Genomic DNA, 16,453 nt, shown 5'->3' with positions numbered 1-16,453 from the left:
CTAACCTCCATAATAAGTCAAACCTTCGACAGCTCTTTGGTAACGGTTGATACCATAATCTCCAAAATCAGCTCCTTGAGCTTCTTTGTACACTGTCCACAAACTCCAGATAGTATCTTGCAAGATTTTATAGATACGAATCTTCTCACGTGATACAGGCGTTTTGTCACTTTCATAGTAGGAAAAGAAATCATCTTCCTCTTGCTTTGTAAATTCAGACTCTAAGAAAAGAGCTGCCAAATCCCACATCGGGTCATTCATAGAAGAGTATTCCCAGTCAATCAAATACAAACGACCTTGTGGTGACTCGATAAAGTTTTCTGGTACCAAATCGATATGACAGGATTTTCTATCAACACCCAAATCAGCCAATCTCTTTTCTAGTGAAAATACATCTTTTCTTACAGCTTCATAGTTTTCATAAGGGATAGCTCCCTCAATCAAGGATTCATATTTGCTGATTTCCTCAAAAGGAGCAAACTCTCCTCTTAATTCTTTCCCTGAAGCATGGATGGTTTGTAAAATTGGTGCAATCTTTTCAAACTTGGACTTGATTGATGTTGAATCAAGAGTTACTGCTGATTCGATGTACTCATTTACTTTAATCCCTGACTCAATATCAAAAAGATAATTTTTGACATCTAAATCTAAATCCTCTAAAAGTTCAAGATTGTACTTTTCATTTTGACGATTGATGAGTTTTTCAGTCCCTTTACCAAAAAATTTCACAATATACTGTTTGTTGGTTGTTTTAACCAAATAGTTTTGATTGGTCATGCCTCCCAGCTGTTCAACACTGAGTACTTCCTCTTCATTAGATAGTAAAGAAGAAATTTTTTCTTTGATGAGTTTCTCCACAATTAATCTCCATCTTCTACACTTCCCACTTAAATACTGTTTTGAAAGCAGTATTTAGGTCTGTAGCAAAGACACGGTGAATGTCCTTGATTTCTCTCACAGGCTCTTCAACATAAAGGATATTCTTCAGACGATTCGCAAACTTTTTAACTTCCATCATTTGAATGGCCTTCTCAAAATCGACGCGTCCTGAACGAGATGAGCCTACTAATAACAATCCTTTTTCCAAAGCATCTCGTGTATTGATATTAACCTTGTATTCGCTCACTCCCATCATGAGAATCGTTCCCTGTGGACGAATATAGCGAATCAGGTCATTGATAGCTGGTCCTGTACCATCACCACCGCAACACTCAAATCCATGATCAAAGGTCAAATCCTCTGGGATATTATCCGTGATATAGCACTCTTTTGCAAAAGAGAAGAGCTCCAATTTTTCCCAATGGCGACCAATAACGATAATCTCTGCTTCCGGTAGTGTGTAATTGATAATATTGGCAACCACAAAGGCCAAACTACCATCTCCAATAACAGCGATGCGCTCTCGCTTGCTATGAGCAAGATGCAGGAATCGATCCACAGCATGCATACCAACACTTACAAACTCAGTAATTGCTGCAACTGTATCTTCGATATCATTATAAGAAACGACTCGGTCTTTTGGAAGAGAGACAAATTCTCGCATAAAACCATCGTGACCACTAGATAGGAAGTAGGTCCCTGTCATGTAGTTCTCGTAGAATTCCTTGTCACTCTGCATAGGCGGTTGATTTGGAATCATGACCACCTTTTGACCGACTTCATAAGTCCCAGTCGGATCTGAAATAACAGTTCCACAAGACTCATGAATCATGGCCATAGGAAGTTTTTTAGCCAATATCTTTGGATCACGCTTCCCTTGATAGTATCGTTGATCCGCATGACAAACCGCCATATAATTTGGACGAATCAGGATATGGTTCTCCTGATCAATGTCCTCTTCTTGGTATTGTACATTGATAAACTTTGGTTTTGTCAGTTGATAAATTTGATTAATCATAGCCTTAGTCTTTCTCAATCATGCTTTTTGCGATTTTCAAGTCTGTTACAGTTGTGATTTTAAGGTTTGAATATTCCCCTTTAGCTAGAGCAACATCTTTTCCTTTGATAACAAAAATCTTACATGCATCCGTTAGGATTTCCTTTTCTTGATCAGATAGGGAACCATACAAATCCATGAAATCCTTGCAACGGAAAGTCTGAGGTGTTTGACCTTGATAGAGGTGAGCACGATTTGGAATATCCGTGATAAACTGACCATTAGTACTTTCAACAATGGTATCAACCGCTTCTACTACTGTGTCAACCGCATCATGATTTTGGGCGAGTTTGATATTGTCCTGAATCATGCGAAGTGTAATAAAAGGACGAACAGAGTCATGGGTAATCACGATATCTTCTGGAGTGATTGGACGGTAGGCATTAATGGCTTCTATAATCTTCTCAATACTGGTATTGCGATCAGCACCACCCTTGGTAATGATGATGCGATCCTTGTGAAGAGAAAGATACTTGTCAACTAGGTCCTCAGCGTGTGACACCCAGTCTCCATGAACTCCAACTACAATTTTTTCAATACTTGGTTCCAAAACAAATTTTTCGATTGTGTGGATCAAAATAGGTCGATCACCCAACTCCAAGAATTGTTTTGGTAAATTACTGATTCCCATGCGTGTGCCAGTTCCTCCGGCTAGGATTCCTGCATAGATCATTTATATTCTCCTTTAGTTTATTCTAAAAAACTCATTACTATCTATTATATCACAATATATGCCTATCATGAAGAAAAGATAAAGAACCACCATGTGAATCGGCTCATTATTAGGATGAAAAATGAACAATATTCAACAAAGTCTGAAAAATTATAATAAATTAAGAAATAAATTTAGGTTATTCTCTATACCCCTCATTCAACGTTCGGTTAATATATAGTTCTTTAGAATATAATAGAAACCTTAAAGAAAACTTAAACATATTTTTAGAAATACAAGAAAAAGCTAGGAAAATTGTGGCATCCATTTTTGTAAATTTAAGAAAGCAATCTCTACGATGTTTTAAACTATTGTTAGACTTTTGCTCCTAAAATTGGTAAAATAAAAAAGAAAATAATAGAAAAAGGAAACTATAAACCGCTATGATGAACATGCAGAACATGATGCGCCAAGCACAAAAACTTCAAAAACAAATGGAACAAAGTCAAGCAGAACTCGCTGCCATGGAATTTGTTGGAAAATCAGCTCAAGACCTTGTCCAAGCAACTCTAACTGGTGATAAGAAAGTGGTCAGCATTGACTTTAATCCAGCAGTTGTAGATCCAGAAGATCTTGAAACCCTTTCTGACATGACTGTTCAAGCGATTAACGCTGCACTTGAACAAATTGATGAAACGACTAAGAAGAAACTCGGTGCTTTCGCTGGAAAATTGCCTTTCTAATCCACAAAAAAAGAGAAACATCTGTTTCTCTTTTTTTCTTAGAAATCAAAGAATTCCATTGCTTTCTTTAAGAGTAATTCCGTGTATTCCGGATCATCTTGAGCCATTGTGACTTGTGACTGGACCATTTCAAGATCATCCGTTATCATTCCATCTGCTCCAAGTCTGACTGCCTTATCAAAGGACTCAGAACTATTCACAGTCCAAACATATAGTTTCTGATCTGTTGTCCAAAGTTTATTGACAAAGTATTCATCCAAAGTTGAATATTCCATGGTATAACCAGTCGCCTTGGTTCTCGGAAACACACTATTATATGGCAGAATGAAGTACACTGGAATTTCAGGATCGTAAGCCAAGACCTTATCAATCACATGATAGTCTAGTGACTGCATCTGGTGGCCATATTTCTTAATCGTCGTTCCATACTTTTCAAGGAAATGGTCCATCATTTGTGGGCTATCTTTTTTACTGGTTTTAATCTCAATCAGCAATTTTTGGTTTAAAGCATTTGCTCGCTCTAAATAGGCATCAAAACTTGAAATCTTTGTTTGATAACCATTCTCGTAAATATCTGTATTTGTTAATTCATCCAGAGTTAAGTCTTGCGGTGTAGCATTAATTCTTGCTAGCGATTTAAGGTTAGCATCGTGCATCATCACGAACTGACCGTCTTTCGTTTCCTGAACATCCATTTCAATGAGATCTGGTTTTAGTTGAGCTGTTTTTTCCAAAGACTGCACAGTATTTTGAACACCATTTTTATTACTTACTCCTCTGTGCGAAATCACTAAAGGTGTATTGGTATCCGGAGACTCCAAATAGATGTAACCTTCTAAAGCAAAGAAGATACTTGCACACCCCATGACACCCCATCTCATCAGATGATCTTTTTTTCGCCTTGGCATGATCTCCAACTCTTCTCCCGTCAGGAAGGAAACAAACTTCACTAGGAAATAAGTCAGAGTCATGTAATGGAGGTTTTTAATCAAGATAAAATTAATCACACCAAGAATCAAGGATTCTTTTTGAGTAAAGTTATCCATTACCGCCTGAGCAAAGAGCAAGGGAATTAACAAGACAAAGAAGAAGAGATAGGTTTTAATGATAATGAGTAGGAGATGCCAAGAGAAGAAAAGAACGTTTTTCTTCGTCTTTTGGAGACTATATTTCACACTTTCTCTTACTGTCTTTCTTTCAAAGAGAATCTTAGGAAGGGCAAACATGAAACGAACAGAAATGTAGAGAAAGATCCAAGCGGATGCTATGATCAACAGCCCTACCAGCCAGTTCTTATCTTCTAGGTATGTAACGATAAAATCAGGGATAATAATCTTATTGAGATAGTAGATTTTTAAAATTTTCCTAATAAAAGGAAAAAGTAGAGCTACATAAAAGAAGACAAAGGCCATCTTACAAAAGCTCAATCGTTTGACAAATAGAAAGCTCTGGTGAAAGACTTTTCGACTATATTCAATCAGGGTTCTCTTTTCATGGTAGAGGAGGTGACGCGCCCCGATAAACAAAAGACAGATTTGAAAATAAGCCACTAAAAGATTGATTGCTATTAAAATGAGAAAGGCTAAACTGACAAAAGGCGAGCCTTGTATAATCGCCCAAAAGTTATTGTAGGAGATAAACAAGTAACCTGTTTGTCTTAGAAGTATGCCAGCTATCCATGAATTCAATGGCAACCAAACAAACTCTACCATCATGAAAATCAAGAAAAATAGAAATAGTATTTTATCTAGGTTATAGTATATCTTCCTAAAACCTAGCTTTTTAGGTTTTTCAGGTTTCATAGGCACTCCTAGTCTAAAAATTGAGATAAATCTAAGCCACCGAAAGGATTATTCAGAGAAAAACTACTCTGGTCTTCTATTAATAGCTTTCCTTCATCCGATTCTAAAAAGGCTTCGTAAACACGCGCCGTCATGCGGGCATCCTCTAAACTGTTATGTGACTTCCCGTGAAAGCCTAAAAAACTTGCAACAGTTTGTAATTTAAGATTAGCTATCCCGTGTAGGTCAGAACCACGCCGTTCAAAAGCCTCATCATATAGATCAACCTTATACTGGTCACGATAATCGATACCGTGCTCCAAGAGAATAGGCAGATCACTCTTGGCCGCATTGTAACCAACCATAGGTAAATTACCAACAAAGGTCTGAAAATCTCTTAAAACTTGTTCCACCATTGGCGCATCTTTCAAGGTTTCAGCTGTGATTCCAGTCAAACCATTGATAAAACTCTTTAAAGGTGCTGTAGTATGAACATAAGAATCAAAAGCAGCACTTTCTTGTCCATCTTGAAAGCGGACTGCTGATACTTGAATTAAATGAGTAACCCCATCGTGTTGATTAAACTCCAAATCAAAGGCAATATAATCTCTTAATTTTTCCATCTTTTACCTCAATTTCGACTCATTTTAACTATAAATAATAAAAGAAGCTATCAGGTTAGTGAATAACCCAAACAGCTTCTTTATTTTCCTCCAAATAAGCGAGCAAAAAAGCCTTTTTTGGTAGCTTGAACTTCTTCTTTTGCTTGGTCCAACTCTAGTTTCAAACTTTCTTGATCCTTCATGGCTTGAAGAGTTAACTGTTGTTGTTGATCCAACTGTTTGTCCTTCTCTGCAATCTGACGGTCTTTGATGCGCATCTGTTCATCCTTTTCTGCTAACTGCTGGTCTTTGGCCTTAAGTTGCTCGTACAAGCGAAGAATTTCAGCGTTTTTCTCATCGACCAAGATTTCCATCAGTTCGCGTTGTTTGACATCATCACTGACTGGTTCATCTTCAAAAATCGTTTTTTTGTAGATTTCTTCTAGCTTAATCAAGCCACTTCGAGTAACTACAGTTACACCTTTGTCATTTTTTTTCGTGTCCTCTTCTGGAAGTTCTTTGACACGATTGTTGATTGCTTGACGAGAGAGTCCTAGGACCTCCGCAATCTCACTGACGGTCATTTCAATACTCATAATATCCTCTGAAACGTTTTCTAGCTTTTCTTTACTTAAATCTTATCATAAGCTAGATAAACTGTCAAATTTTCGCTTAATCCATAGCCTTTAAAAAGGCCAGTAAAACTTGAGCAGAACGACGTCCAGCTTCAATGATAAACTCATCAAAAGAGATAGAAGCTTCGTGATTAGCATTGTCGCTCATGGCACGAATGACCAAGAAAGGTAGGCCAAGAGCCTGAGCCGCCTGTGCAATTGCTGCCCCTTCCATTTCAACTGCTAAAACTTCTGGGAAGTGGGACTTAATACTAGCAATCTTATCCTCCCCAGCTATAAAACTGTCCCCTGTAGCAATCAAGCCTAGGTGCCATATCTGCTCTAATTGAGATAAGTTTTCTTTAATCCTAGCGATGAACTTCTTATCGGATTCAAAGTAAAGAGGTTGACCAGCCATTTGGCCATAAGCATAGCCAAAAGCAGTTACATCCACATCATGGTAAGCCAATTTATCCGCAATCACAACATCTCCAACAGCAATCCCTTTTGCAAGAGCACCTGCTGATCCTGTATTGATAATGGCTTCTACTTGAAAATGGTCAGCTAAAACAGCTACACTCATAGCTGACATGACCTTTCCAATCCCACTCTGAACTAGAACAACTTCTGTCTTGCCAACAGTGCCAGTGTAGTAAGTATTTCCGAGGACTTGGACTTCTTGTGCTCGATCTAAATTCTGAGTCAAGTGTACGAGCTCTTCTGGCATTGCTGCAATGATTCCAATTTTCATTTTATTTCCTTTTCTATTACAAAAGTTTCATCGCCAACACAAGTAAAATCAAGAGTAGGATGACTGTAAATAAGATTCTGTTTAATTTCGAGTTAAAAACATTTCTCTTGGTATTCTCAATGCGACGGCTCTTATGAATCGTTGGCTCTACTTCGATTGTTAAAGTATCTTGAATAGAATTATAGTCTATAGAACGTGAATAACCAAAGTTTTGTGAAGAAGTTGATAAAATTTTAGTTTCCTCGTCATCCTGAAGAGGTGGCCCAGAGATTTTCTCCCCACGATTGGCACGTTCGATTATTTCATCTGTTAACAAAGGTTTTCCCATGGGCTACTCCTCTATTTCTTTTGCAATTCCCAGTACTGGATTGCCATAATCGTCTTGGCATCACAGATATGGCCAGACTGAATTAAGTTTTTTGCTTCCTCAAGGCTGACCTCTAGAACTTCCAAGGTTTCATCATCATCTTGCGGACGAGGATTTTCCACCTTAGTTAAATCTCTTGCGAGGTAGAGTTTTAATTTTTCGTTACAAAAACCAATAGCAGAGTAGAAATCATATAGAAGCTCTAACTTACCCGTATAGGCAACCTCCTCCTCCAATTCACGAAGGGCTGCCGACATGGGATCTGCATTTTCACCAATTTCCAGTTTACCAGCAGGAATTTCATAAGAGATAGCTTCAATAGCTTTTCTGTATTGCTTAACAAGGACGATTTTATCCTCAGCTGTTACAGCTAGAACACATACGCCTCCATTGTGAAAAATCAGATCACGTTGGGCAGTTCCCTTCCCTTCTGGTAGTTCCACCTGATCTTGCACTAGCTTAAAAATAGGACCTCGGTAGATTTCCTTCCGGCTAATCGTTTTTTCTTCAAATTCCATGATAGACTCCTACTGATTCTTAGGATGATGAGGCAAACGTAATGCATATTCATCTTTATTAACTTGACGTCCACGTCCAATAGCAATGGCATCAGCTGGAACATCTTTTGTAATCGTTGAACCAGCTCCAACTAGTGAATTATCACCAAGTTCTACTGGAGCAATGATGGTTGAGTTTGATCCAACAAAGACATTGTTGCCAATGACAGTCTTGTACTTATTCTTCCCGTCGTAGTTAACTGTAATCGTACCTGCACCAAAGTTAACATGGCTACCCACTTCACAGTTTCCGATATAGGTTAAATGACCTGCCTTAGTATTTTCACCGATTGAAGATCCTTTTACTTCAACAAAGTTTCCAATGTGAACTTGAGAAGCAAGACTTGAGCCTGGACGAATATGAGCATACGGACCGACTGTCACACCATCTGCAACTGTACTTTCCTCAATCATGGAATTCGTAATCACAGCTCCAGCTCCGATAGCGCTATCCACGATATAAGTTCCATTTGTTAAAACAGTTTCCGCCCCAATCTTCGTTTGACCTTTCAAGGTAACGTTGGCTTCGATTTGAACTTCAGGTGCAATCTCGACATCAATATCAATGTAAGTTGCTTCAGGATTGACAAAGCTAACACCATTAACCATGTGCTTTTGATTGATACGGCGGCGCATCACTGCTTCCGCAGTGGCAAGAGCCACACGGTCGTTTACTCCAAGACTTTCATCAAAATCCTTGAGAGTATAGGCGCCAACCTTCTCACCTGCGTTACGGAAAATACCAATCACATCAGTAATATAGTATTCACCTTGGGCATTGTTGGTGTTGATGTTTTTAAGGGCCTCAAAAAGACGTTCATTGTCGAATACATATGTTCCTGTATTGATTTCCTTAATTTGCTTTTCAAAATCTGTGGCATCTTTCTGCTCCACAATGCGAAGAACTTCAGCATTATCGTTACGGACGATACGACCATACCCAAAAGGATCTGCTGCTTCAGCCGTTAAAATAGTCGCCACATTTTTGTGATTGATATGGAAATCCAAGAGATTTTTCAAGCTTTCACCTGTAATCAGAGGAGTATCTCCAGCAATAACCAAGGTGTGCCCAGAGCGATTTTGGAGAATAGGCTCTGCCATCATAACGGCATGCCCAGTTCCTAGTTGTTCTGATTGGGTAACAAAGTCTGTCTGACCAGCCAATACTTGCTCAACTAGCTCCGCCTTGTGTCCCACTACCGTAACTGTTTTTTCGGGTTGAATAGCACCAACACTACGAAAAACATGTTCCAACATCGAAATTCCTGCTACCTTATGAAGTACCTTTGGAAGATCTGATTTCATGCGAGTACCTTTACCCGCTGCTAAGATAATGGCATAATTTGACATACTATTCTCTTTTCTGTAAAAATTCCCTTATATTATACCATAATTTACTTCCTTAGGAGTAAACAAACAGAGAAATAGGGGAAAACATGCTAGTTCATTCATCTTTTCAACGTTTTCTTTGATTTTTTTATCTATTTACGTTAAACTAATTAGATATGAGAAAAGAGATTCATCCAGCTATTATTTTTAGTCTATTCACCATTGTTATAGCTATTTTAATCTTTAATAAACCAGCTTATGAAGATCATTCGGTCAAGTCAAAAAGTAACACTGTCCAAGTTGAAAACCAGGCCTTGCATAATCTTGATAAACCCATTATTGACATTTCTGGTTGGCAAAGACCGGAGGAGATAAACTACGATATTTTATCTCAAAATATTTCTGGAGCTATTGTTCGCGTACACAGTGGTACTCAACACACGGAAGCAAATGATGCAGCCTTTATCAACGGGGTCGATAAATCCTATAAAAATCACATTTCAGAATTTCAAAAGCGCAATGTTCCCGTAGCCGTCTATGCTTATCTAGCTGGTACGAACAAAGAAGAAATGGAAAAAGCGGCTGAAGTTTTCTACAATTCTGCTTCTCCATACAACCCTAGTTATTACTGGCTTGACGTTGAGAAAAAAACAATGGCAGATATGAATGACGGAGTCGAAGCTTTTCGAGCTAAACTTGAATCGCTGGGCGCTAAAAATATCGGGATTTACATTGGTGTTTATTTCATGCAAGAACATAGCATCAATACGGAAAATTTCTCCGCTGTTTGGATTCCTTCTTATGGGACAGACTCAGGCTACTTTGAGTCCACACCCAATACTGATTTAGACTATGACCTCCATCAGTATACTTCCAAAGGAAAAATTGCAGGATTTGAACATCACCTAGACATCAATCTCATTTCTACTGATAAGGAAAAAGAAGAAACCTTCCGAAAGCTATTTTTAAGACCATAAAGCAAGTGAAAATCGCAACTTTTTCACTTGCTTTTTCATTTTTTTGCTGTCTGTGTTATAATTGATAAGACAGAGAAAGAAATTTATGAAATTGAGGAGTCTAATATGTTTTCATGGATTGCAAGAGTTATCAAAGGAATCGTCATCGCCTTAGGATTTATCCTACCCGGAATTTCTGGTGGTGTTCTAGCAGCGATTTTGGGAATTTACGAGCGAATGATTAGTTTTCTGGCTCATCCCTTTAAGGATTTTAAAGAGAATGTCCTATACTTTATCCCAGTAGCTATCGGGATGTTGCTAGGTATTGGTTTGTTTTCCTATCCGATTGAGTATTTGCTAGAAAATTACCAAGTCTATGTTTTATGGAGCTTTGCTGGAGCTATCATCGGTACAGTTCCTAGCCTCCTTAGAGAATCTACTCGAGAATCTGATCGTGACAAGATTGACCTAGTCTGGTTCTGGACTACCTTTATCCTTTCAGGTCTAGGGCTCTACGCGCTAAACTTTATTGTTGGATCTCTCAGCGCCAGTTTCGCTAGTTTCATCTTGGCAGGTGTTCTTTTAGCTCTTGGTGTCTTGGTGCCTGGTTTAAGTCCATCAAATCTACTCTTGATTTTAGGACTGTACGCTCCAATGCTAACTGGCTTTAAGACCTTTGATTTATTTGGTACCTTCCTTCCTATCGGGATTGGTGCAGGAGCAACTCTCATTATCTTTTCAAAATTAATGGACCATGCCTTGAACAATTACCACTCCCGTGTTTATCACTTTATTATTGGGATTGTGCTATCAAGCACTCTCTTGATTTTGATTCCAAATGCTGGAAGTGCTGAAAGTATCCAATACACTGGACTTTCTATCGTGAGCTATGTTCTCATCGCCTTCTTCTTTGCGCTTGGCATTTGGCTTGGTATCTGGATGAGTCAATTGGAGGATAAGTATAAATAATGGCAAAAAAAGTAAAAATTAAAAAAACTCTTGTCGAGCAAATCTTAACCAAAGCAGGAATTGAGCATACAGGGATTCAAATCAATGCGCTTGAGGGTGAACTTCCTTCGGAATATGATCGAACACATATCTTTAAAACCTTGGCTCTGCTGGGGGACAAGACAGGCCCAATTATCGGAATCGTCCCCATAACAGAACACCTCGCTGAAAAAAAATTAGCAAAGGTTTCTGGTAATAAAAAAGTGAGTATGATTCCACAAAAAGACCTAGAAAAAACGACAGGCTACATTCATGGAGCTAATAACCCCGTCGGCATTCGCCAAAAACACAACTATCCTATTTTTATTGATAAAACAGCTTTAGATTTAGACAAAATGATCGTCTCTGCTGGGGAAGTCGGGCATAGTATCATTATTGCTCCACAAGATTTGGCTAGCTTTGTGAAAGCAGATTTTGCAGATATCTTGGAGGAAAACAACTGATGAAACTCTATTTTGTGCGTCATGGCCGAACTATCTGGAATCTTGAAGGACGTTTCCAAGGTGCCGGAGGGGACTCACCTCTTCTTCCTGAGTCTATTGATACCTTAAAGGCGCTCGGTCAATATCTCAGCAAAATTCCTTTCGATGAGATTTATTCAAGTGATTTACCAAGAGCGGTCAAATCTGCTGAAATTATCCAAAGTCAACTCCAAACGCAATGTCCTTTAGAGACTATTCCTGACCTACGTGAATGGCATCTTGGGAAACTTGAAGGTTTAAAAATCGCAACTCTCAATGCCATCTACCCTCAACAAATAAAGGCCTTTCGCTCTAATCTGGCTCAGTTTGATACGAGGATGTTTGAAGCCGAATCTCTCTACTCTACGACTCAGCGAACCATTCAATTTATCAAATCGCTAAAAGGAAGCAAGGCTGAAAGAATCCTGATTGTGGGTCATGGTGCAAATCTGACTGCTAGCCTACGGACACTTCTAGGTTATAAAGAGGCTCACCTTCGCAAAGATGGGGGCTTGGCCAATGCTAGTTTGACAATTTTGGACACTGAGGATTTTGAAACTTTCACTCTGGAAAGATGGAATGACACTTCCTATCAAAGAAAATAATGGAACTTGATCTTAATAGTCAAGTTCTTTTTAGTTTTCAAAGAATATCCGTGAATTTCTCTGCTATTTATGATAAAATGGGGGTATCGTGAAAAATTGATTTATTATTTCAAAATTTGATTAAAAATTAGGAGGAACCCATGTCTACAGAACATATGGAAGAACTAAATGACCAGCAGATCGTTCGCCGTGAAAAAATGGCTGCGCTCCGTGAACAAGGAATTGATCCTTTCGGTAAACGTTTTGAACGTACTGCTAACTCTCAAGAACTAAAAGATAAATTTGCTGACCTTGATAAAGAACAACTACACGAATTGAACGAAACAGCTACTATCGCAGGTCGTTTAGTCACAAAACGTGGAAAAGGGAAAGTCGGCTTTGCTCATTTACAAGACCGTGATGGCCAGATCCAAATCTATGTTCGTAAAGATACAGTTGGAGATGAGAACTACGATATTTTCAAAAAAGCTGACCTTGGAGACTTCCTCGGCGTCGAAGGTGAAATCATGCGTACGGATATGGGAGAACTTTCTATAAAGGCCACTCATATCACCCACTTATCTAAAGCCCTTCGTCCTCTTCCAGAGAAATTCCATGGTTTGACTGACGTTGAAACTATCTACCGTAAACGTTACCTTGATTTAATTTCAAATCGCGAAAGTTTTGAACGCTTTGTCACTCGTTCAAAAATCATCTCTGAAATTCGTCGTTATCTAGATGGACATGATTTTCTTGAAGTGGAAACACCTGTACTTCACAACGAGGCCGGTGGTGCTGCTGCCAAACCATTTATTACACACCACAATGCTCAAAATATTGATATGGTGCTTCGGATAGCTCTAGAACTTCATCTCAAACGTCTAATTGTCGGTGGTATGGAACGCGTCTATGAGATTGGCCGTATCTTCCGTAACGAAGGAATGGATGCAACTCATAATCCTGAATTTACTATGATTGAGGTTTACCAAGCCTATGCCGATTTCCATGATATTATGGATTTGACAGAAGGTATTATCCAGCATGCTGCAAAGGCTGTCAAAGGAGATGGTCCAGTAAACTATCAAGGCACTGAAATCAAGATTAATGAACCATTTAAACGTGTTCACATGGTGGATGCCATCAAGGAAATTACTGGTGTTGACTTCTGGCAAGATTTGACTTTCGAAGAAGCCGTAGCTCTTGCCAATGAAAAACATGTACCTGTTGAAAAGCATTACACTGAAGTCGGTCACATCATCAATGCCTTCTTTGAAGAATTTGTCGAAGAAACATTGATCCAACCAACCTTCGTTTATGGACATCCAGTAGCTGTATCTCCACTCGCTAAGAAAAACCCTGAAGATGAACGCTTTACTGACCGTTTCGAGCTCTTCATTATGACCAAAGAATACGGAAATGCCTATTCTGAGTTGAATGATCCAATCGATCAACTTAGCCGTTTCGAAGCTCAAGCCAAGGCTAAAGAACTTGGGGACGATGAAGCAACAGGTATCGATTACGACTACATCGAGGCTCTTGAATACGGTATGCCACCAACAGGTGGTTTGGGTATCGGTATCGACCGTCTCTGCATGCTCCTTACTGATACAACTACTATCCGTGATGTATTGCTCTTCCCAACAATGAAATAATACTCTTCGAAGATCTCTTCAAACCACGTCAGCGTTACCTTGCCGTAGATATATGTTCCTGACTTTGTCAGTCTTATCTACAACCTCAAAACAGTGTTTTGAGCAGCCTGCGGCTAGCTTCCTAGTTTGCTCTTTGATTTTCATTGAGTATAAACTCTTATCCTCTGGTACTTGCCAGAGGATTTTTTGATGCAAAAAGAGATTGAGTTTCTCCTCAATCTCTTTTCTTATTCTTGATTTTTAACTTGACTGGTAGCTACATCTTCTCCAAACCATTTCTGGCTGATTTCCTGGAACTTTCCTTCTTTGTATAGTGCAACAAAGGCTTGGTTCAAAGCGGCTAACAAAGTTTTATCAGCAGGTCTTACACCAACTGCAAAAGCTTCACTTTCAAACCCTGCTGAAAAGATATTGTAGTCATTTAATATCCCTTCAGACTGGAGATAATAATTAGCATATACCCGGTCAATCAACAAGGCATCAATCCGGTCATTTTTCAAATCAATTAAGGCTTCATTGAAACTTTGGTATTGATTAGCCTTCTGGTCTTTCACTCGGTTCTTGAGTAGTTCGGGTTGTCCTTCAAAATTCAAATAGCCAGAAGATCCAGCCTGGGCCCCTAAAATTTTGTCTGTCATATCCTGAATTGAGTGGATATTTTGAGACTTTTTAGAGACCAAAACTTGTTGATTTTCCATGTAAGGAATAGTAAAGGCAACCTTCTCTTTCCGTTCATCTGTAGCTGTATAGCCATTCCAGATGGCATCAATGGTACCATTTTGTAGTTCGGTTTCTTTCATATCCCAGTCGATGGGTTGAAATTTAATCTTAATTCCTAGCTTTTCAGAGACAGATTGGGCTAGGTCAATATCAAAGCCCGCGTACTTGCCATTCTTTTCCTCAAATCCCATGGGAACAAAGGTATTGTCAAAGCCAATGGTAATGCTACCCTGCTTTTGATATTTGGCCCAGTTATCCTGATTTGGATCACTTACCTTCTGAGTACAAGCCGTCAGGAAGAAGCTAAAGAACAGAGCAAGTACAAGGGCAATTTTCTTTCTCTTCATAGACACCTCCTACTTTGGATCAACCTTAAGGATCTGATCAGCAATATTTTCTGCAAACTGAAGGTCGTGCGTCACAACAATCTGGGTCATCCCACGCTCTTTATTTTGAAGGATAAGTTTTTCTACTTCTAATCGCAATTCTGGGTCTAAGGCCGATGTAGGTTCATCATATCCAATAATTTCTGGGTTTATCATCATAGCGCGTGCTAAGGCCACCCGTTGTTTTTGCCCACCAGATAATGAGAAAGGAAAGGCATCTGCATGCCCAGCTAACCCAAGTTGTTCTAACAAACCACGCGCCTTCTTCTCAGCAACTTCCTTCTCCATGCTCATGGTTTTTATGGGCGACAAGGTTAAGTTATCTAGAACTGACAAATGCGGAAAGAGTTGAAAATCTTGGAAAACAAATCCCAGAAGATTGCGCTTTTCTAGTTCGTCTATAGCTAGCGATTCTCCGTTATAGTAGATTTCCCCTGAATCGATGGTTTCCAATCCAGCTAGCATACGTAACAAGGTGGTCTTGCCGCCTCCTGATGGACCTACGATTGCAAGGATTTGCTTTTCGGGAATAGATAGGCTAAAGTTGGTTAAGATTTGTTTGCCACCAAAGGCTTTATTGATATTTCGTAATTCTAACATAGCAATCCTCCTATCTGTAATAACTGTACTTCTTCTCAAGTTTTTTCGCTACAATGGTTACAAGACCAATCATAATCAAATAAATCGCTCCAGCTAAAAACATAGGAACAAGACTGGCGTCCCGATTAGCTGCTGTCCGACTAGCTAAGATCAAATCTGAGATCCCAAGGGCATAAACCAAAGAAGTATCCTTGACCAAACTCATAATTTCATTAAAAACACTCGGTAAGACAATCTTTGTCACCTGAGGAAGGATGATATAGCGAACTGTATCAAAGGAGCCAAATTTTAACACTTTTGCGGCTTCATACTGCCCTTTGGGAATGGTTTCAATCCCACCACGAAAGATTTCTGCAAAGTAGGCTGCATAGTTCAATACAAAAGCAATCACAGCAGCAGGCAAACGATCTAAACGTATCCCAATGCTAGGAAGAACATAGTAAATAAAGATTAATTGCAAGAGCAAAGGAGTCCCTCGCATTACCCAAATATAAAGGTCAATGAGATAATGGAGGGGTTTCCAGCGGACTTGTAAAGCAAAGGCAACGACAATACCTAAAGGAATTGAAAAAATTAAAACCAGAGCAAAGACTTGAAGAGTCATACTTGCACCGTTCAATAAACTGGGTAATATCTCAAACATATAAGACATACTGCACCTCCTAAAAATAATTGTTCCTATTATAGCATAAATAAACAATTTAGCAAGAGTAATTGTAAAAAAATTCTATTTCTTCCAAAAAAACGTATCTGC

The 16,453-nt window shown here is 39.0% G+C and carries 19 protein-coding genes; 6 read left to right on the top strand and 13 right to left on the bottom strand.

Features of this window, described 5'->3' with window-relative positions:
• From ATE34_RS03180 to ATE34_RS03170, 3 genes are read right to left on the bottom strand one after another with little or no spacing between them, the layout of a single operon-like run.
• Complete coding sequence (locus ATE34_RS03180) at positions 1-858, bottom strand: phosphotransferase family protein (protein ID WP_084911051.1); 858 nt, start codon at positions 856-858, stop codon at positions 1-3.
• 16 nt (positions 859-874) lie between these two features.
• A complete protein-coding gene (locus tag ATE34_RS03175; protein ID WP_084911050.1) occupies positions 875-1,897 on the bottom strand; it encodes a ribitol-5-phosphate dehydrogenase in 1,023 nt (340 codons plus the stop codon).
• Positions 1,898-1,901: 4 nt separating this feature from the next.
• On the bottom strand, positions 1,902-2,609 hold the full coding sequence (locus tag ATE34_RS03170) for an IspD/TarI family cytidylyltransferase (protein WP_000638516.1): 708 nt from the start codon (positions 2,607-2,609) through the stop codon (positions 1,902-1,904).
• 422 nt (positions 2,610-3,031) lie between these two features.
• Here ATE34_RS03170 and ATE34_RS03165 point away from each other — a divergent pair, with 422 nt between their 5' ends.
• Positions 3,032-3,331, top strand: a complete 300-nt coding sequence (locus ATE34_RS03165) for a YbaB/EbfC family nucleoid-associated protein (protein WP_000981516.1) — start codon at positions 3,032-3,034, stop codon at positions 3,329-3,331.
• A 38-nt stretch (positions 3,332-3,369) separates the two neighbouring features.
• On the opposite strand, the gene ATE34_RS03160 is transcribed toward ATE34_RS03165, so the two are convergent.
• From ATE34_RS03160 to glmU, 7 genes are all read right to left on the bottom strand, one after another.
• Entirely contained in the window at positions 3,370-5,133 is a 1,764-nt protein-coding gene (locus ATE34_RS03160; protein ID WP_084911049.1) for a glycerophosphoryl diester phosphodiesterase membrane domain-containing protein, read from the bottom strand.
• Positions 5,134-5,141: 8 nt separating this feature from the next.
• On the bottom strand, positions 5,142-5,735 hold the full coding sequence (locus tag ATE34_RS03155; RefSeq protein WP_084911048.1) for a 3'-5' exonuclease: 594 nt from the start codon (positions 5,733-5,735) through the stop codon (positions 5,142-5,144).
• Positions 5,736-5,815: 80 nt separating this feature from the next.
• Entirely contained in the window at positions 5,816-6,310 is a 495-nt protein-coding gene (gene rocS / locus ATE34_RS03150; protein WP_000021247.1) for a chromosome segregation protein RocS, read from the bottom strand.
• Positions 6,311-6,386: 76 nt separating this feature from the next.
• Positions 6,387-7,079, bottom strand: a complete 693-nt coding sequence (locus ATE34_RS03145) for a 5'-methylthioadenosine/adenosylhomocysteine nucleosidase (protein WP_061598457.1) — start codon at positions 7,077-7,079, stop codon at positions 6,387-6,389.
• Positions 7,080-7,095: 16 nt separating this feature from the next.
• Positions 7,096-7,407 carry a cell wall synthase accessory phosphoprotein MacP gene (gene macP / locus ATE34_RS03140; RefSeq protein ID WP_084911047.1) on the bottom strand — a complete coding sequence of 104 codons (312 nt, stop codon included), beginning with the start codon at positions 7,405-7,407 and terminating at the stop codon, positions 7,096-7,098.
• A gap of 11 nt (positions 7,408-7,418) precedes the next feature.
• On the bottom strand, positions 7,419-7,964 hold the full coding sequence (locus ATE34_RS03135) for an NUDIX hydrolase (RefSeq protein WP_000393802.1): 546 nt from the start codon (positions 7,962-7,964) through the stop codon (positions 7,419-7,421).
• A 9-nt stretch (positions 7,965-7,973) separates the two neighbouring features.
• Positions 7,974-9,353 (bottom strand): bifunctional UDP-N-acetylglucosamine diphosphorylase/glucosamine-1-phosphate N-acetyltransferase GlmU, encoded by a 1,380-nt coding sequence (glmU, locus tag ATE34_RS03130; protein ID WP_061598458.1) that lies wholly within the window; start codon positions 9,351-9,353, stop codon positions 7,974-7,976.
• 155 nt (positions 9,354-9,508) lie between these two features.
• Between glmU and ATE34_RS03125 the strand changes: the two genes are divergently transcribed.
• From ATE34_RS03125 to lysS, 5 genes are all read left to right on the top strand, one after another.
• Positions 9,509-10,309 (top strand): glycoside hydrolase family 25 protein, encoded by an 801-nt coding sequence (locus tag ATE34_RS03125; RefSeq protein WP_084911046.1) that lies wholly within the window; start codon positions 9,509-9,511, stop codon positions 10,307-10,309.
• 105 nt (positions 10,310-10,414) lie between these two features.
• Positions 10,415-11,257, top strand: coding sequence for a DUF368 domain-containing protein (locus tag ATE34_RS03120; RefSeq protein WP_084911045.1), 843 nt, complete (start codon positions 10,415-10,417; stop codon positions 11,255-11,257).
• Positions 11,257-11,739 (top strand): aminoacyl-tRNA deacylase, encoded by a 483-nt coding sequence (locus tag ATE34_RS03115; RefSeq protein WP_001085914.1) that lies wholly within the window; start codon positions 11,257-11,259, stop codon positions 11,737-11,739. The genes ATE34_RS03120 and ATE34_RS03115 overlap by 1 nt, the downstream gene beginning before the upstream one ends.
• The gene (locus ATE34_RS03110) at positions 11,739-12,362 is read left to right on the top strand and encodes a histidine phosphatase family protein (protein ID WP_084911044.1); all 624 of its coding nucleotides are present in this window, start codon (positions 11,739-11,741) and stop codon (positions 12,360-12,362) included. Before ATE34_RS03115 ends, ATE34_RS03110 begins: the two co-directional genes overlap by 1 nt.
• 140 nt (positions 12,363-12,502) lie before the next feature.
• Positions 12,503-13,993, top strand: a complete 1,491-nt coding sequence (gene lysS / locus ATE34_RS03105; protein WP_061588136.1) for a lysine--tRNA ligase — start codon at positions 12,503-12,505, stop codon at positions 13,991-13,993.
• A gap of 227 nt (positions 13,994-14,220) precedes the next feature.
• Here lysS and ATE34_RS03095 read toward each other — a convergent pair whose 3' ends face one another.
• The 3 genes from ATE34_RS03095 to ATE34_RS03085 are packed head-to-tail and all read right to left on the bottom strand — an operon-like array spanning position 14,221 to position 16,351.
• Positions 14,221-15,060 (bottom strand): amino acid ABC transporter substrate-binding protein, encoded by an 840-nt coding sequence (locus ATE34_RS03095; RefSeq protein ID WP_084911043.1) that lies wholly within the window; start codon positions 15,058-15,060, stop codon positions 14,221-14,223.
• 9 nt (positions 15,061-15,069) lie between these two features.
• Positions 15,070-15,699 (bottom strand): amino acid ABC transporter ATP-binding protein, encoded by a 630-nt coding sequence (locus tag ATE34_RS03090; protein WP_000891744.1) that lies wholly within the window; start codon positions 15,697-15,699, stop codon positions 15,070-15,072.
• Positions 15,700-15,709: 10 nt separating this feature from the next.
• Entirely contained in the window at positions 15,710-16,351 is a 642-nt protein-coding gene (locus ATE34_RS03085; RefSeq protein WP_061598464.1) for an amino acid ABC transporter permease, read from the bottom strand.
• Positions 16,352-16,453: the final 102 nt, after the last annotated feature.

The sequence above is a fragment of the Streptococcus oralis subsp. tigurinus genome, from assembly GCF_002093545.1.
GTDB lineage: Bacteria > Bacillota > Bacilli > Lactobacillales > Streptococcaceae > Streptococcus > Streptococcus oralis_C.
This window is presented reverse-complemented; position numbering and strand designations above follow the sequence as displayed.

Excerpts from the sequence above, each read along its gene's own strand:
- ATE34_RS03175 (WP_084911050.1), bottom strand. The coding sequence starts at position 1,897 with ATGATTAATCAAATTTATCAACTGACAAAACCAAAGTTTATCAATGTA.
- ATE34_RS03170 (WP_000638516.1), bottom strand. The coding sequence starts at position 2,609 with ATGATCTATGCAGGAATCCTAGCCGGAGGAACTGGCACACGCATGGGA.
- ATE34_RS03165 (WP_000981516.1), top strand. The coding sequence starts at position 3,032 with ATGATGAACATGCAGAACATGATGCGCCAAGCACAAAAACTTCAAAAA.
- ATE34_RS03160 (WP_084911049.1), bottom strand. The coding sequence starts at position 5,133 with ATGAAACCTGAAAAACCTAAAAAGCTAGGTTTTAGGAAGATATACTAT.
- ATE34_RS03155 (WP_084911048.1), bottom strand. The coding sequence starts at position 5,735 with ATGGAAAAATTAAGAGATTATATTGCCTTTGATTTGGAGTTTAATCAA.
- rocS (WP_000021247.1), bottom strand. The coding sequence starts at position 6,310 with ATGAGTATTGAAATGACCGTCAGTGAGATTGCGGAGGTCCTAGGACTC.
- ATE34_RS03145 (WP_061598457.1), bottom strand. The coding sequence starts at position 7,079 with ATGAAAATTGGAATCATTGCAGCAATGCCAGAAGAGCTCGTACACTTG.
- macP (WP_084911047.1), bottom strand. The coding sequence starts at position 7,407 with ATGGGAAAACCTTTGTTAACAGATGAAATAATCGAACGTGCCAATCGT.
- ATE34_RS03135 (WP_000393802.1), bottom strand. The coding sequence starts at position 7,964 with ATGGAATTTGAAGAAAAAACGATTAGCCGGAAGGAAATCTACCGAGGT.
- glmU (WP_061598458.1), bottom strand. The coding sequence starts at position 9,353 with ATGTCAAATTATGCCATTATCTTAGCAGCGGGTAAAGGTACTCGCATG.
- ATE34_RS03125 (WP_084911046.1), top strand. The coding sequence starts at position 9,509 with ATGAGAAAAGAGATTCATCCAGCTATTATTTTTAGTCTATTCACCATT.
- ATE34_RS03120 (WP_084911045.1), top strand. The coding sequence starts at position 10,415 with ATGTTTTCATGGATTGCAAGAGTTATCAAAGGAATCGTCATCGCCTTA.
- ATE34_RS03115 (WP_001085914.1), top strand. The coding sequence starts at position 11,257 with ATGGCAAAAAAAGTAAAAATTAAAAAAACTCTTGTCGAGCAAATCTTA.
- ATE34_RS03110 (WP_084911044.1), top strand. The coding sequence starts at position 11,739 with ATGAAACTCTATTTTGTGCGTCATGGCCGAACTATCTGGAATCTTGAA.
- lysS (WP_061588136.1), top strand. The coding sequence starts at position 12,503 with ATGTCTACAGAACATATGGAAGAACTAAATGACCAGCAGATCGTTCGC.
- ATE34_RS03095 (WP_084911043.1), bottom strand. The coding sequence starts at position 15,060 with ATGAAGAGAAAGAAAATTGCCCTTGTACTTGCTCTGTTCTTTAGCTTC.
- ATE34_RS03090 (WP_000891744.1), bottom strand. The coding sequence starts at position 15,699 with ATGTTAGAATTACGAAATATCAATAAAGCCTTTGGTGGCAAACAAATC.
- ATE34_RS03085 (WP_061598464.1), bottom strand. The coding sequence starts at position 16,351 with ATGTCTTATATGTTTGAGATATTACCCAGTTTATTGAACGGTGCAAGT.